Below are 14,579 nucleotides of genomic sequence, written 5' to 3' on the forward strand. Positions count from 1 at the left end.
GCCCCGGTTTTCCAGGACGGCTTCTGCATGCAGTCGCCGTGCCGGGGTTCAGCCAAACAGCGCGTATGTGCTCTTGATCGTCACCCAGACGCCCCAGAGCAACGGGATGCCGACGATCGCCCAGGCGATCAGCGCCCTGGCGTCGAGGCCGCCTGTGCCGATGCCGAAGGAACCGGTGGGGCCGGCGTTCGCGGCGGCGGTTCTCGCCTGCAAGGCAGCAACCTCGCCATCCGACATGAACCATTTGTCCGAAAGCGGCTTCACCAGCGAGTTGGCGATCAGACCCAACGCCAACATGCCGGCGAGGATATACATGGTGAAGCTGTAAAGCTGCGCGCCTTCGACGCCGGCAGCCTTCTGCGCCTCGCGGATATAGTTGACCACCACCGGACCGATGATGCCGGCCGTCGCCCAGGCGGTGAGCAACCGGCCATGGATCGCACCGACGAACTGCGTGCCGAAGATATCAGCGAGATAGGCGGGAACCGTGGCGAAGCCGCCGCCATACATCGACAGGATGATGCAAAGGGCACCTACGAACAGCACCTTGCTGTGAATGCCCGCTGCCCACGGTGCAAGGACATAGAGCGCAATCCCGATAACGAAGAAGCAATAATAGGTGTTCTTGCGCCCGATTCTATCGGACAAGGATGCCCAGAAGAAGCGACCGCCAATATTGAAGAGCGACAGGAGACCGGCAAAGCCCGCGGCGATCACAGCGACGGCGGCCACCTGGTCTTTGCTCAGAGCGGCGAACGTCACATCCGGCAGACCGATCAGCGCACCACCGAAGATTTCCTGTAGCATCGGCGAAGCCATGCCGATGACGCCGATGCCAGCCGAGACGTTGAGGCATAGCACAGCCCAGATCAGCCAGAACTGCTTGGTCTTATGGGCGTCGCGCAGATGCACGTGCTTGGTCGTGATCATCGTGCTCTTGGCGGCGGGCGGCGTCCATCCATCCGGGCGCCAGCCGGCCGGCGGCAGGCGGTAGCCGAAGGCGCCGCCCATCATGAAGACGAAGTAGATCGCCGCCATGACGACGAATGTCTGCCAGACTCCGGCTGAACCGTCGCTGCGGAAGCTGGTCATCAGCAGGTTGGCGAGCGGCGCGCCGATCATCGCTCCTCCCCCGAAGCCCATGATAGCCATGCCCGTCGCCATGCCGCGCCGATCGGGAAACCATTTGATAAGCGTCGATACCGGCGAGATATAGCCGAGACCGAGACCGACGCCGCCGATGACGCCGGCGCCGATCCACATCAGCCAAAGCTGATGGAAGACGACGCCGATCGCGGCAACCAGAATGCCGCCGCACCAGCAGCAAGCGGAGACGACGCCCGCCTTGCGCGGCCCGACCCGCTCCAGCCAGCCGCCCCAAATGGCAGCGGAAGAGCCCAGCAATACGAAAAACAAGGTATAGATCCAGCCGAGATCGCTGACGCGCCAATCGCAGCTCGTGGTGACGAGGGCGGAAAGAAGATTGAGGCCAGCGCATTCGGCCGGCGGCGTCGAAATGCCGAGCGCTTTCGACAATGGCAGCCAGAAGACGCTGAAACCATAAGCCATGCCAATGCAAAGATGGATCGCCAGAGCTGCCGGCGGCACCAGCCATCGATTGAAACCGGGTTTGGCGATAATGCGCTCGCGATCGAGCAAACCTGATGTTATCTGTTCTCTTGAAATATCTGTTTCCGCAGTCGTCATGAACAACTCCTCCTTGATTCAGAGACTGGAAATTCTCAATTTTTCTACTTTAAATTGCATTAACGAGCAGATTCCGCCATCCTCCCTTCTTATTCAGAATATCTAATATTTGACCGGATCAGTCTTGCTTGACTGGCTCCGGCCTATGGATCAATGGGGCTGCCTCCAGCACCAAGGGATCCAATCCACTATTTCCATTATCAATTATTTCGAAAAACTGCCGCCGCATCCGCGGATCCCAGAATTTATTGATATGCGTCGCAACGCCCTGTGCCGCCTCGTTGGCTGGCTGCGTTTTGAAGAAAGTGGCGATCTGGTTCGCCATATAGACGAGCTTGGCTGACGTTTTGCCGTGGGGTGTTTCGTCAGGCGACATCGGCGATGCTCCCTGGGGTAATGCGCTGCGGATGGGTGAAAATCTCAAAATCGTCGCCGCGCACCAGTGCTACCAGCGTCATGCCGGCTTCTTCGGCGGTGCGGATGGCAAGTGCGGTCGGCGCGGAAATGGCAATGAGGACGGAGCTGCCCAGTATCGCAGCCTTCTGCACCATCTCGACCGACAAGCGGCTGGTGACGGCAACGACGCCCTCAGGCCCCTTATGGCCGGAACGGATGACGGCGCCGCAGAGCTTGTCCAACGCATTATGGCGCCCGACATCTTCACGCACGGCGATCAATCCCTCGGCCGAAATATAAAAGCCCGCCCCATGCACGGCGCGGGTCTCATGGTTCAATACCTGCGCGTCGCTCAAAAGAGCGACCGCTTTGACGATATCCCCATACGAGATTGTCAGAGCGACCTTCGAAACATCCGGCACCTCGCGCACCGCCTGCTCGATCGATTCGATGCCACAGAGCCCACAGCCGACCGGCCCGGCCATATGCCGCCGCCGGACGCGCAGCGCATCGGCCGCGTCATCGACCAGAGTGATCTGCATATCGATCCCCCGCTCGTCCTCTATCGGCTCGATCGCGGCTATCTGATCGACATTGGTAATGATGCCCTCGGTCAGGCTGAAGCCGACCGCAAAATCCTCGATATCGGCAGGCGTACCCATCATCACCGCATGCGACGTGCCGCCATAGGAAAAGGCAATCGGAACTTCTTCCGGCACGGTGCGCGTACCCGAGCGTACCAGGCCATTGCGGCGGGCAGTTTCGGGGACGGTCGTGGTGCGGGTGAAACGGGTCATGTGGCGACCCTTCCTTCTCCCCGACGGGGAGAAGGGGTCAATCCATCGGATATCACTCCGCTGCCTCCAGCTTCCCAGCAATCCGGCGCGATTGCCGCGCTTGTTCGTCATAGTCGATCTGCCATTGCGACGGGCCGTTGGAGGGCGAGACCTGCACCGCCGTCACCTTGTATTCCGGACAATTGGTCGCCCAGTCGGAATAGTCGGTTGTGATGACATTCGCCTGCGTGTCCGGATGATGGAAGGTCGTGTAGACGACGCCGGGGGCCACGCGATCGGTGATCAGCGCGCGCAGCGTCGTGTCGCCCGAGCGGCTGGCGAGCTTGACCCAATCGCCGTCGCGGATGCCGCGCTGTTCGGCATCGTGCGGATGGATCTCCAACCGGTCCTCCGCATGCCAGACAACATTGTCCGTCCGCCGCGTTTGTGCGCCGACATTGTACTGGCTGAGGATACGCCCGGTGGTGAGCAGCAGCGGAAAGCGCGGGCCGGTGCGTTCGTCGGTCGCGACATATTCCGTGCGGATGAACTTGCCCTTGCCGCGCACGAAACCATCGACATGCATGATCGGCGAGCCAAGAGGCGTCTTCTCGTTGCATGGCCACTGCACCGAGCCCATCTTTTCCAGATAGTCATAGGAGACAAGCGCGAAGCTCGGCGTCGTCGCGGCGATCTCGTCCATGATCTCGGACGGATGCGTATAGTTCCAGGCAAGGCCCATGGCCTGCGCCATCTTCTGCGTCACTTCCCAATCCCCATAGCCGTTGCGTGGGGTCATGACTTTGCGCACGCGATTGATGCGACGCTCGGCATTGGTGAAGGTGCCGTCCTTTTCGAGGAAGGTCGAGCCCGGCAGGAAGACGTGGGCGTAGTTGGCCGTCTCATTCAGGAAGAGGTCGTGAACGACGACGCATTCCATGGCGGCAAGGCCGGCGGCGACATGCTTGGTGTCCGGATCGGACTGCAGAATATCCTCACCTTGGATGTAGATGCCTTTGAAGGTGCCATCGACGGCGGCATCGAGCATGTTGGGGATGCGCAGACCGGGCTCGTTGTTGAGCTTTACGCCCCAGAGCTTTTCGAAGATGTCACGCGTCGCATCGTCGGAGATGTGGCGATAGCCCGGCAGCTCATGCGGGAAGGACCCCATGTCGCAGGAGCCCTGCACATTGTTCTGGCCGCGCAACGGGTTCACGCCGACGCCCGGACGGCCGATATTGCCCGTCGCCATGGCGAGATTGGCGATCGCCATAACGGTCGTCGAGCCCTGGCTGTGCTCAGTGACGCCAAGGCCGTAATAGATCGCGCCATTGCCGCCCTTGGCATAGAGGCGGGCCGCGCCACGCACGAGATCGGCGGGAACGCCGGTGAACTTTTCCGTCTCCTCCGGGCTATGCTGCGGCTCGGCGACGAAGGCAGCCCAATCCTCGAATTCGGACCAGTCGCAGCGTTCGCGGATGAACTTCTCGTCGAACAAGCCTTCGGTGACGATGACATGGGCGAGCGCCGTCAGCATGGCGACGTTGGTGCCCGGCTTCAGCGGCAGGTGATAGCTCGCCTCGACATGCGGCGTGCGCACCAGATCGATGCGGCGGGGATCGATGACGATAAGCTTGGCGCCCTGGCGCAGCCGCTTCTTCAGCCGCGAACCGAAGACCGGATGGCCGTCCGTCGGATTGGCGCCGATGACGACGACGACATCGGAATGTTCGACGCTGTCGAAATCCTGCGTGCCGGCCGAAGTGCCGAAGGTCTGGCCGAGGCCGTAGCCGGTTGGCGAATGGCAGACGCGGGCGCAAGTATCGACGTTGTTGTTGCCGAAGCCGGCGCGCACCAGCTTCTGCACGAGGTAGGTCTCCTCATTGGTGCAGCGCGACGAGGTGATGCCACCGATGGAGTCGCGGCCGTATTGATATTGCAGGCGCTTGAACTCCGTGGCGATGTGGGCAAAGGCCTCATCCCAGGTGACTTCCCGCCAGGGATCGCTGATCTTCTCGCGGACCATCGGATTGAGGATGCGGTCCTTGTGAGTCGAATAGCCGTAGGCGAAGCGGCCCTTGACGCAGGAATGGCCGCGATTGGCTTGGCCGTCCTTCCAGGGCACCATGCGCACCAGTTCCTCGCCGCGCATTTCCGCCTTGAACGAGCAGCCGACGCCGCAATAGGCGCAGGTGGTGACGACGGAGTGTTCCGGCTGGCCGATCGATATCACCGATTTCTCGGTCAGAGTCGCGGTCGGGCAAGCCTGCACGCAGGCGCCGCAGGAAACGCATTCCGAATCGATGAAATGCTCATGCATGCCCGCCGAGACGCGCGAGCCAAAACCGCGGCCCTCGATAGTCAGCGCGAAGGTGCCCTGCACCTCCTCACAGGCATTCACGCAACGGGAGCAGACGATGCATTTCGACGGATCATAGGTGAAATAGGGATTGGACTCGTCCTTAGGCATCCATTTCTGATTGATGTCGCCGTTGTTGCGTGCCTTGACGTGATTGTCGCCGTCGTAGCCATAGCGCACGTCGCGCAGACCGACAGCGCCCGCCATATCCTGCAATTCGCAATCGCCATTGGCGGCGCAGGTCAGGCAGTCGAGCGGATGGTCGGAGATATAAAGCTCCATCACGCCACGGCGAATATCCTTCAATCGTCCGGTCTGTGTGTGCACCACCATGCCCGGCGCCACCGGCGTCGTGCAGGAAGCCGGCGTGCCTGCCCTTCCCTCGATCTCGACCAGACAGAGGCGGCAGGAGCCGAAGGCATCGATCATGTCGGTGGCGCACAGCTTCGGCACCATGATCCCGGCTTCTCTCGACGCGCGCATGACCGAGGTACCTTCCGGCACGGTGATTTGCTGCCCGTCGATGGTCAAGGACACCATGCTTTCGGAGCGGGAGGCTGGAGTACCGTAATCAATTTCGGAAACAAGGGACATCTGGTCTTACTCCGCCGCTTCAATCAGGGGAACCGGAGAGAAATCCTCCGGAAAATGCGTCATCGCGCTCATGACCGGATAGGGCGTGAACCCGCCGAGTGCGCAAAGCGAGCCGAATTTCATCGTGTTGCAGAGATCGGCAAGCAGCGCCCGGTTCTGTTCCGGCTCGATGCCGCGTGCGATCTTGTCTGCCGTCTCGACGCCGCGGATCGAGCCGATACGGCAGGGCGTGCACTTGCCGCAGCTTTCCACCGCGCAGAATTCCATGGCGAAACGCGCCTGCTTCAACATGTCGGCCGTATCGTCGAAGACGACGATGCCGGCATGGCCGATCAGCCCGTCCTTGGCCGCAAAGGCTTCATAGTCGAAGGGCGTATCGAAGAGCTTGCGAGGGAAATAAGCCCCCAGCGGCCCGCCGACCTGCACCGCCTTCACCGGCCTGCCAGACCTCGTGCCGCCGCCGATCCTGTCGACGATATCGCCAAGCGATAGGCCGAAGGCCGTCTCATAGAGGCCAGCATGTTTGACGTTGCCGGCGATCTGGAGAGGAATCGTGCCGCGCGAACGGCCCATGCCGAAATCGCGGTAGAAGGCAGCCCCCTTGTCCATGATGACCGGGACGGAGGCGAGCGAAATGACATTGTTGATGACGGTCGGACAGTCGAACAGGCCCTTATGCGCCGGCAGCGGGGGCTTGGCGCGCACAACGCCGCGCTTGCCTTCCAGGCTGTTGAGCAGCGACGTTTCCTCGCCACAAACATAGGCGCCGGCGCCGCTGCGGATCTCCATATCGAAAGCCTTGCCGGAGCCAAGCACCGAGGCACCGAGAATGCCGGCAGCTCTGGCGATCTCGACCGCCTCGGTCATGACGGCAATCGCATGCGGATATTCCGAGCGCGTGTAGACGAAACCCTTGGTCGCGCCGGTCGCTAGGCCGGCGATCGCCATGCCCTCGATCAGCACGAAGGGATCGCCTTCCATGATCATACGGTCGGCGAAGGTGCCGCTGTCGCCCTCGTCGGCATTGCAGACGATGTATTTGCGGTCGCCCGGCGCGTCGAGCACCGTCTTCCATTTGATACCGGTCGGGAAACCTGCACCACCGCGACCGCGCAGGCCGGAATCGGTGACCTCCTTGACGATATCGCCTGCCGCCATGTCGACGGCGCGACGCACCCCCTTCAGACCGCCATGGGCTTCATAGTCTTCCAGTGAAAGAGGATCTGTGATGCCGCAACGGGCGAAAGTGAGACGGGTCTGTTCCTTGAGGAATGGGAGGTTTTCGACCTCCCCAAGACAGAGCGGATGAGCGCCGCCGGTGATCAGCCCGGCATCGAAAATATCAGCCACGTCCTTGGCCTTCACCGGCCCATAACCGATACGCTTGCCGTCGACTTCAACCTCGACCAGCGGCTCCAGCCAGAACATGCCGCGCGAGCCGTTGCGCACAATCTGCGCATCAAGACCCCGGCTGGCGATCTCCTGCGCGACCGCCTTCGCCACCTTTTCGGCACCGAGGGAAAGAGCGGCAGCATCGCGGGGAATGTAAATCTTCACCGTCATCGGCGCGCCTCCTTCACGAGGTCTTCGACGGCCTCATCGTCCAGGCGGCCGTGCAGCTCGCCGTCCAGCATCGCCGACGGCGCGCAGGCGCAGAGGCCGAGACAGTAGACCGGCTCCAGCGTCACGCTGCCATCCAGCGTCGTCTGGTGAAAATCGATACCAAGCAGCCGCTTGACGTGCTCGGCCAGCGCATCGCCGCCCATCGACTGACAGGCTTCGGCACGACAGAGCTTCAGGACATGACGGCCAGCGGGATGATCGCGATAATCATGGTAGAAGGTCATCACGCCATGCACTTCGGCGCGCGATAGGTTCAGGGCCTTGGCGATCAACGGAAGCGTATCCTGCGGCACATAACCGAATTCCTCCTGGATCCCGTGCAGGATCGGCAGGAGCGGACCTTCCATCGACTTCATGCTGTCGATGATAACGCCGGCGCGGGCCGCGATCTCGCCCGAACCAAGATGCAAATTCATATGCAGCCCTCCCAGGCTTTCCTCCGTAAACAGGCGTCGACGCGTGCTCACCAAACAAAAATCGCAAGGAAGAGGCGGGGGATCAATAAGGTAATCCCGTCAGTCGATAGAAAACTCCTATCGACTCTTATTGCCTTCGGCCAGCAATCGTGCCTCGTGCAGCAAAGCGGAGACAAGCGGCGTAAACGGTTCGCGATGGGTGGCCACCAGGCCGACGAGATGCTCCGCCTCCGGCTCCGTGATGGGGATCTTATGAATATCGGCCGGAAAGCCGAAGGAATCGGCGATATTCTTCGGCATGATGCTCGCCCAGCGTCCGGTCTGGACATGGGAAAACAGCACGATCATCGAATTGGATTCCAGCGTCGGCCGGGCGGTCGCGCCGGCTTCGCCGAGATGCCGGTTGATGATCCGGCGGTTCTGCATATCGGCCGTCAATAGACAAAGCCGAAGATCGCCCACTTCCTTCCACGTCACACTTGTGCGCTCGGCCAGCGGGCTGCCGGCGGCCGTTATCAGATGATAGCGCTCGGCATAAAGCGGCACGCTGGTGACGCGGCCGAGCGGCTCGTTTTCCAGATAGGTGATGCCGGCATCGATCTCGAGGTTTTCAAGCAGGCTCAGCACCTGCAGCGAATTGCGCGAGGTAATGGAGAAGGTGACGTCGGGATGCCGCTCCTGAAACGGCGCGGTGATCTTCTGCACCATGGCAAGCGCCGTCGGAATGGCGGCGATGCGGAGATGGCCGGCAAGCCCCTTGCGCGCAGCCCGCATTTCCTCGCGCATGGTTCTGGTATCGCCGACGATGCGTCGCGCCCATTCCAGCACCCGCTGGCCCTCCGGCGTGAGCCCCTGAAAGCGCGAGCCGCGGCTGACGAGCATGACGCCGAGCTGATCCTCCAACTGCCTGATCGCCGCCGACAATGTCGGCTGCGTCACCCCGCATTCCTCCGCAGCACGGCCGAAATGCTTCTGGTTGGCAAGCGCGATGAAGAATTCCAGCTTATCGATCATTTAACTCTCCTGAATGCGAGAGTTAAACGGGCCAGGGCATCAGCGCAACATTGGAAAATAGAAGTGAGGCATTGGGGCGGTTCACCGCACTCCTCCAGCAATCACACCCCGTCTCTGCCTCTGAAGGCGCAAGTAAGAATGCAGCCGGAAAGGCTTTCGCCAAATCCGGCTGCATTCACTAGCTTCTACTGCCGTCGTCGGAAATCGTGCCCCTCCGAAAATTCCCTAGAGAGCGGTCTCGCCACCAGCCGATGAGCGCTCAATGAAAACGCGAGGGATAAACGGTATCGCATCCTGTTCGGCAGAGGCAGCATTTCTCGCACGGGCCGTTTTTTCCAGAAGTTTCGCAAAGTCGCTCAACGATACGCGATCGGCACGGAGCATCTGGCGGATCATCGGATCTCGCAGAACTTCCGAAATCGTCATTTCACTATTCTGCACGGCCTATCCTCCTTTTATCTTATAAGGGAGTATTAGCGGCCTTGCATAACACTGTCATGTCAGGCAGTTGACGATACGATGATGAATTGAAGGCCAAAACGAGGCTTCGGAAATTTCCGAATAAACGCAGAGGCCAGTCGGCAGTCGCGGCTCAAGCCTGACAGCCCGAGGAGGACGTTTCAGCAATCGCCCGTGCAGAAGATTTTTTGCAGCGAATTGATTGCGGCGCAGATTTCAGAACTGGCGACAGCATAATAGATGAGCCGGCCTTCGCGACGCGTATCGACCAGCTTTTCCAGGCGAAGCCGCGCCAGATGCTGAGAAACCACCGCCTGCTGCAGACCGAGCAACCCCTCGATCTCCGTAACGGTCTTTTCGCCAGTGGCCAGCATAAAGAGGATGATCAGCCGCGTCTCGTGCGACAGAGCCTTCAACAAAATGCTCGCCCGCCGGGCCTCCGCCGTCAGTTCCTCGACATTATGCTCGGCGGCACCGCCAGGCGGTGGAGACAGCGACATAGGATGGCCTCTAGTGATAACTCACATAGAGATATGTTTATAATATTATGAATCCATAAGCTGGTTCAAAAGGTCGCAGAACACCAAAAAAGGTCCGATTATCAGCAGATAAGCTGTCCTCCGTTGATCTCGATCACTTGGCCGGTGATGTAGCCCGAGAGCGTTGGCGCGGCGAGGAAGAGATAGGCAGGCGCGCAATCCTCCGCTGTGCCCAGACGCTGTAACGGGATCGACCGGCGGGTCTGTTCGAGTTTTTCCTTCGACGAATACCGCTCGTGGAAATCGGTGGCGATGGTTCCCGGCGATACGCAATTCACCCGGATCCCGTCCGGCGCCAGCTCGCGCGCCAAAGCCTTCGAGTAGGTGGCAACGAAAGCCTTGGAGGCGGAATAGATCGCCGACCCAGGACTGCCGCCGGTCAAAGCCGAGATCGAGACCGTATTGACGATCGCCGCCTGCCCGGCCGCCCGCAACAGCGGCAACAGCGCCCTGGTCACCTCGACGACCGAGGTCTGGTTGAGCTGGACAATCCGGTCATACCACTCGTCGGTCAATTCGCCGGCCGGAAAGCGGCCGACCATGGTACCGGCATTGTTGACCAGCACATCGATGCGGTCGAACACATCAGCGGCGGCGAGAGCAAAGTCCCTGGTGCCGCTTTCACTGGTGAAATCAGCGGGAACGAGAAAGGCGCGACGATCGAGTTCGGCCTCCAACAGAAAATCCGGCAGCTCACGGCCGGGGTCGCGGCCGACATGGACGAGAACGCGCGCACTGCAATCGAGAAACTGCCGCGCCACCTCCAGCCCGATGCCACGGCCGGCGCCGGTGACGACGACATTGCGATTTTCGAATAGCTTCGGATGAAACACCATGACCTCCCCAATGTGCAGAATCCGCGCGTCGGCAATTGCGGAATTTTCACTTTATCATATGATGACGAAAAAACGAAAGAAAGGGAGCGTCGACAATGTTCCTATCCGGACGCCAGACGGAGATTCTGGAAATCGCCAAGGCTGAGGGGCGCGTGCTGGTGGAGGAACTGGCGCTGCGTTTTTCGGTAACGCCACAAACCATCCGCAAGGATTTGAACGATCTCTGTGACGGCCGCGTTCTATCGCGCGTCCACGGTGGCGCGATCTTTCCCGGCGGTACGGAAAACGTCAAATACGAAGCGCGCCGCTCCATCGCCGCCCCTGAAAAGCAGGCGATCGGCCGCGCCGCCGCCGGCTTGATCCCCAACAACACCTCTCTTTTCATCAATATCGGCACCACCACGGAAGCAGTCGGCGAGGCGCTCCTCGGCCATCACGAATTGATGGTCATCACCAATAACATCAACGTTGCCAATAAGTTACGTATTTTCCCGTCGATCGAAGTGGTTATCGCGGGCGGCGTCGTGCGCGGCTCGGATGGCGGCATCGTCGGGGAAGCCGCGGTCGATTTTATCAGGCAATTCAAGGTGGACTACGCCATCATCGGGACTTCGGCTGTCGACGCCGACGGCGCGCTTTTGGATTTCGATTTCCGCGAAGTGAAAGTGGCGCAGGCAATCATTGCCAATGCCCGCCATGTCATCCTGGTGGCCGACAGCACCAAGTTCGAACGCACCGCTCCGGTGCGCATCGGCCATCTCTCGCAAGTCCATACTTTCGTTACCGACGAATGTCGCGTCGAATCCGTCCGCGCCGCCGCGGCGGAACACGGCGTTCGCCTGTTGGAAACCTCGCGCCGCCAGAATTGATCCTCACATCGCTTTCGTCACGAAACGTTCGTTTGACATTCGGATTGATTTCGTTTTAGATGAATCAATTTTCGAATTTTCCATTTCCCAAAATGGCAGACCTTTTCGGAGGGGCGGGTGAGCGAGCAGATTTACGACATTTTCGTTATCGGCGGCGGCATCAACGGCTGCGGCATAGCTCGTGACGCTGCCGGACGCGGCTACAAGGTGGCGCTTGCGGAAATGAATGATTTCGCCTCCGGCACATCGTCCGGGGCGACCAAGCTCATCCACGGCGGCCTGCGCTACCTCGAACATTATGAATTCCGCCTGGTGCGCGAGTCGCTGATGGAGCGTGAAGTGCTCTGGGCGATGGCGCCGCACATCATCTGGCCGATGCGTTTCGTCCTGCCTTACCACAAGGGCGGCATCCGCCCGGCCTGGTTGATCCGCCTCGGCCTCTTCCTCTATGATCATCTCGGTGGCCGCAAGCTGCTGCCGCCGACCGCGACGCTGGACATGAAGAGGGACCCGGCGGGAAAACCGCTGAAGGCGTTGTTTACCAAGGCTTTCGAATATTCCGACGGCTGGGTGGACGATGCGCGCATGGTCGTGCTCAACGCCCGCGACGCGGCCGATCGCGGCGCCACGATCATGCCGCGGACCAAGGTAATTTCCGCTCGTCGCGAAGGGGTCACCTGGACGATTGAAACACAGGACACCGTCACCGGCGAGAAGCGCACGTTCCAGTCGCGCATGCTCATCAATGCCGCCGGTCCCTGGGTCGACCATGTCCTGTCCGACGCCTTCGGCAAGAACCAGGTGCACAATGTCCGCCTGGTGCAGGGCAGCCATATCATCGTCCGCAAAAAGTTCGACGATCCTCGCGCCTATTTCTTCCAAAATCCAGATAACCGCATCATCTTCGCCATCCCCTATGAACAGGATTTCACCCTTATCGGCACGACGGATCGCGACTACAAGGATGATCCGAAGGATGTGAAGATTTCCGACGAGGAAACCACCTATCTCTGCAGCGCCGCCAGCGAATATTTCAAGGAGCCGGTCCGGCGCGAGGACATCGTCTGGTCCTATTCCGCCGTACGTCCGCTCTATGACGACGGCGCTTCCAAGGCGCAGGAAGCGACGCGCGATTATGTGCTGAAGGTCGAAGGCGCCGAGGGACAGGCGCCGTTGCTCAACGTTTTCGGGGGCAAGCTCACCACCTATCGCCGCCTTAGCGAACATGCGCTGGAAAAGATCGGAGAGGTCATCGGCCTCAAGGGAACGCCATGGACGGCCAAGAGCTCCCTTCCGGGCGGCGATTTTCCGGTTCGCGGCTACGAGGCCGAGGTCGCCAAGCTGAAGGCACGTTATCCCTTCCTCGCCGACCCGCATGCCCGCCGGCTGGTGCGCCGATATGGCACCCGCGCCGCTATGCTCCTTGGAGAGGCGAAGACCGCGGCCGATCTCGGCCGCAGCTTCGGCAGCGATCTCTATGAAGCGGAAGTCCGCTATCTCATGGCGCATGAATGGGCCTATACCGCCGCCGACGTCCTTTGGCGTCGCTCGAAGAAAGGCCTCTATCTCTCGAAGGATGAAGCCGCCGCGCTGGATGATTATATGGCCGGCACGCGCGTTCATGCTTAGGCAGGCACGGCGCTCCAGAGCAATTCCAGCAAAAGTGCGAAACGGTGTTGCATCCGGAATTGCTTGAAAACAAGAGATAGAGTACTTCCGTGGTTCGAAGAAACACGGATACTCTAGGGATCCAGCAGACGCGGCCCAGGCCCCTCTTCTGACAGCACATCCCAGGGATTGCGCAAGGGGCAGGTCTGCATCGAGAGACAGCCGCAGCCGATGCAGCCGTCGAGTTGATCCCGCAGGCCCTGCAGCCGCTTGATCCTTTTGTCGAGATCATCCTTCCAGTGTGCCGAGAGCGCCCGCCAATCGGCGCCTGTCGGCGTCCGGCTTTGCGGCAGCGTGTCGAGTGCCGCTTGAATCTCGGCAAGCGGAATGCCGACACGCTGCGCCACCTTGATGACCGCCACCCGGCGCAGGACCTCGCGGGCGTAACGCCGCTGATTGCCGCGGCTGCGATGGCTCTCGATCAGCCCTTTTGCCTCGTAGAAATGCAGCGTCGAGACCGCGACGCCGCTGCGCGCCGCCACCTCGCCGACCGTCAGCAATTTGGAAAATTGATCGGATTCGATTTTTTCCATCATACGTCCTTGACCTCAACTTTACTTGAGGTTCTATAGCTCCTGCTCCGAAGCGCGTAAAGCAGGAGCAACACATGACTGGACCTACCAAGCTGGCAATTCTCTACGGCAGCACCCGCAAGGGCCGACTATGTGACCGCGTGGTCAATTGGGTCGTCCGTGAGCTGGAAAACTATCCGCTGATCGACATCGACATTATCGATCCCCTTGAATTCGACCTGCCGGCGCAGCACGACCGCGAGCATCCGGCCGTCGCGGCCCTCGCCGAGCGGCTCTCCAAGGCCGATGCCTTCATCGTCGTCACGCCGGAATACAATCACAGCTTCACCGCCTCGCTGAAATTCGTGCTCGATCTCGTTTATGAGCCATGGCAGGGCAAGCCGGTCGCCTTCGTTTCCTATGGCGGCATTTCCGGCGGGCTTCGTGCCGTCGAACAATTGCGGCTGGTCTTTGCCGAGCTGCATGCCGTAACCGTGCGCGACACCGTCAGCTTCGCCAATCCCTGGGGCCGGTTCGCCGAAGATGGCTCCCTTGAAAACCCGATCGAGGCACGTCAATCGCTGGTGCGGATGATGGCGAAGCTGCATTGGTGGAGCGCGGCCTTGAAACCGGCTCACGCAACGCGCCCCTATCGCTCCGTCGCCGCCTGAGCCCCTTCTGCAATATCCGAACACGGTCTTTCGTTTCTGGCAGGTGCGAAAGACCGGTTTGACGTCCGGACCTGGTACCCCAGGTCCGGACGTCTGTTATACACCCAGAAGTTTACCTTGCCGCAAAGCTGCGCTTGCCG

General features: G+C 60.5%; 13 protein-coding genes. 3 read left to right on the forward strand and 10 right to left on the reverse strand.

Features of this window, described 5'->3' with window-relative positions:
• Positions 1-48 precede the first annotated feature (48 nt).
• The 9 genes from NXC24_RS18210 to NXC24_RS18255 all read right to left on the reverse strand — a co-directional run bounded on the left by NXC24_RS18210 (position 49) and on the right by NXC24_RS18255 (position 10,716).
• Positions 49-1,707 (reverse strand): OFA family MFS transporter, encoded by a 1,659-nt coding sequence (locus tag NXC24_RS18210; protein WP_104824569.1) that lies wholly within the window; start codon positions 1,705-1,707, stop codon positions 49-51.
• A 118-nt stretch (positions 1,708-1,825) separates the two neighbouring features.
• A complete protein-coding gene (locus tag NXC24_RS18215; RefSeq protein ID WP_104824570.1) occupies positions 1,826-2,083 on the reverse strand; it encodes a formate dehydrogenase subunit delta in 258 nt (85 codons plus the stop codon).
• Positions 2,073-2,900 carry a formate dehydrogenase accessory sulfurtransferase FdhD gene (gene fdhD, locus NXC24_RS18220; protein ID WP_104824571.1) on the reverse strand — a complete coding sequence of 276 codons (828 nt, stop codon included), beginning with the start codon at positions 2,898-2,900 and terminating at the stop codon, positions 2,073-2,075. Before fdhD ends, NXC24_RS18215 begins: the two co-directional genes overlap by 11 nt.
• A gap of 52 nt (positions 2,901-2,952) precedes the next feature.
• Entirely contained in the window at positions 2,953-5,832 is a 2,880-nt protein-coding gene (fdhF, locus tag NXC24_RS18225) for a formate dehydrogenase subunit alpha (RefSeq protein WP_104824572.1), read from the reverse strand.
• A 6-nt stretch (positions 5,833-5,838) separates the two neighbouring features.
• A complete protein-coding gene (locus NXC24_RS18230; protein WP_104824573.1) occupies positions 5,839-7,395 on the reverse strand; it encodes an NADH-quinone oxidoreductase subunit NuoF in 1,557 nt (518 codons plus the stop codon).
• Entirely contained in the window at positions 7,392-7,871 is a 480-nt protein-coding gene (locus tag NXC24_RS18235; RefSeq protein WP_104824574.1) for a formate dehydrogenase subunit gamma, read from the reverse strand. Before NXC24_RS18235 ends, NXC24_RS18230 begins: the two co-directional genes overlap by 4 nt.
• A 117-nt stretch (positions 7,872-7,988) precedes the next feature.
• Complete coding sequence (locus tag NXC24_RS18240) at positions 7,989-8,885, reverse strand: LysR family transcriptional regulator (RefSeq protein ID WP_104824575.1); 897 nt, start codon at positions 8,883-8,885, stop codon at positions 7,989-7,991.
• 620 nt (positions 8,886-9,505) lie between these two features.
• On the reverse strand, positions 9,506-9,844 hold the full coding sequence (locus NXC24_RS18250; protein ID WP_104824577.1) for a metalloregulator ArsR/SmtB family transcription factor: 339 nt from the start codon (positions 9,842-9,844) through the stop codon (positions 9,506-9,508).
• Positions 9,845-9,945: 101 nt separating this feature from the next.
• Positions 9,946-10,716, reverse strand: a complete 771-nt coding sequence (locus NXC24_RS18255) for an SDR family oxidoreductase (RefSeq protein WP_104825239.1) — start codon at positions 10,714-10,716, stop codon at positions 9,946-9,948.
• 98 nt (positions 10,717-10,814) lie between these two features.
• Here NXC24_RS18255 and NXC24_RS18260 point away from each other — a divergent pair, with 98 nt between their 5' ends.
• Together NXC24_RS18260 and glpD are read left to right on the forward strand one after the other, a co-directional pair.
• Positions 10,815-11,588: a DeoR/GlpR family DNA-binding transcription regulator gene (locus tag NXC24_RS18260; protein WP_104824578.1), complete on the forward strand. Its 774-nt coding sequence runs from the start codon at positions 10,815-10,817 to the stop codon at positions 11,586-11,588.
• A gap of 117 nt (positions 11,589-11,705) precedes the next feature.
• Complete coding sequence (gene glpD / locus NXC24_RS18265) at positions 11,706-13,217, forward strand: glycerol-3-phosphate dehydrogenase (protein ID WP_104824579.1); 1,512 nt, start codon at positions 11,706-11,708, stop codon at positions 13,215-13,217.
• A gap of 113 nt (positions 13,218-13,330) precedes the next feature.
• Here the strand turns inward: glpD and soxR are convergent, their stop codons facing one another.
• Positions 13,331-13,789 carry a redox-sensitive transcriptional activator SoxR gene (soxR, locus tag NXC24_RS18270; protein WP_104825240.1) on the reverse strand — a complete coding sequence of 153 codons (459 nt, stop codon included), beginning with the start codon at positions 13,787-13,789 and terminating at the stop codon, positions 13,331-13,333.
• 74 nt (positions 13,790-13,863) lie between these two features.
• Between soxR and NXC24_RS18275 the strand changes: the two genes are divergently transcribed.
• Positions 13,864-14,439 carry an NAD(P)H-dependent oxidoreductase gene (locus NXC24_RS18275; protein ID WP_104824580.1) on the forward strand — a complete coding sequence of 192 codons (576 nt, stop codon included), beginning with the start codon at positions 13,864-13,866 and terminating at the stop codon, positions 14,437-14,439.
• Positions 14,440-14,579: the final 140 nt, after the last annotated feature.

Source organism: Rhizobium sp. NXC24, from assembly GCF_002944315.1.
Lineage (GTDB): Bacteria > Pseudomonadota > Alphaproteobacteria > Rhizobiales > Rhizobiaceae > Rhizobium.

Excerpts from the sequence above, each read along its gene's own strand:
- fdhF (WP_104824572.1), bottom strand. The coding sequence starts at position 5,832 with ATGTCCCTTGTTTCCGAAATTGATTACGGTACTCCAGCCTCCCGCTCC.
- soxR (WP_104825240.1), bottom strand. The coding sequence starts at position 13,789 with ATGGAAAAAATCGAATCCGATCAATTTTCCAAATTGCTGACGGTCGGC.
- NXC24_RS18235 (WP_104824574.1), bottom strand. The coding sequence starts at position 7,871 with ATGAATTTGCATCTTGGTTCGGGCGAGATCGCGGCCCGCGCCGGCGTT.
- NXC24_RS18275 (WP_104824580.1), top strand. The coding sequence starts at position 13,864 with ATGACTGGACCTACCAAGCTGGCAATTCTCTACGGCAGCACCCGCAAG.
- NXC24_RS18250 (WP_104824577.1), bottom strand. The coding sequence starts at position 9,844 with ATGTCGCTGTCTCCACCGCCTGGCGGTGCCGCCGAGCATAATGTCGAG.
- NXC24_RS18260 (WP_104824578.1), top strand. The coding sequence starts at position 10,815 with ATGTTCCTATCCGGACGCCAGACGGAGATTCTGGAAATCGCCAAGGCT.
- NXC24_RS18210 (WP_104824569.1), bottom strand. The coding sequence starts at position 1,707 with ATGACGACTGCGGAAACAGATATTTCAAGAGAACAGATAACATCAGGT.
- NXC24_RS18230 (WP_104824573.1), bottom strand. The coding sequence starts at position 7,395 with ATGACGGTGAAGATTTACATTCCCCGCGATGCTGCCGCTCTTTCCCTC.
- NXC24_RS18240 (WP_104824575.1), bottom strand. The coding sequence starts at position 8,885 with ATGATCGATAAGCTGGAATTCTTCATCGCGCTTGCCAACCAGAAGCAT.
- NXC24_RS18215 (WP_104824570.1), bottom strand. The coding sequence starts at position 2,083 with ATGTCGCCTGACGAAACACCCCACGGCAAAACGTCAGCCAAGCTCGTC.
- fdhD (WP_104824571.1), bottom strand. The coding sequence starts at position 2,900 with ATGACCCGTTTCACCCGCACCACGACCGTCCCCGAAACTGCCCGCCGC.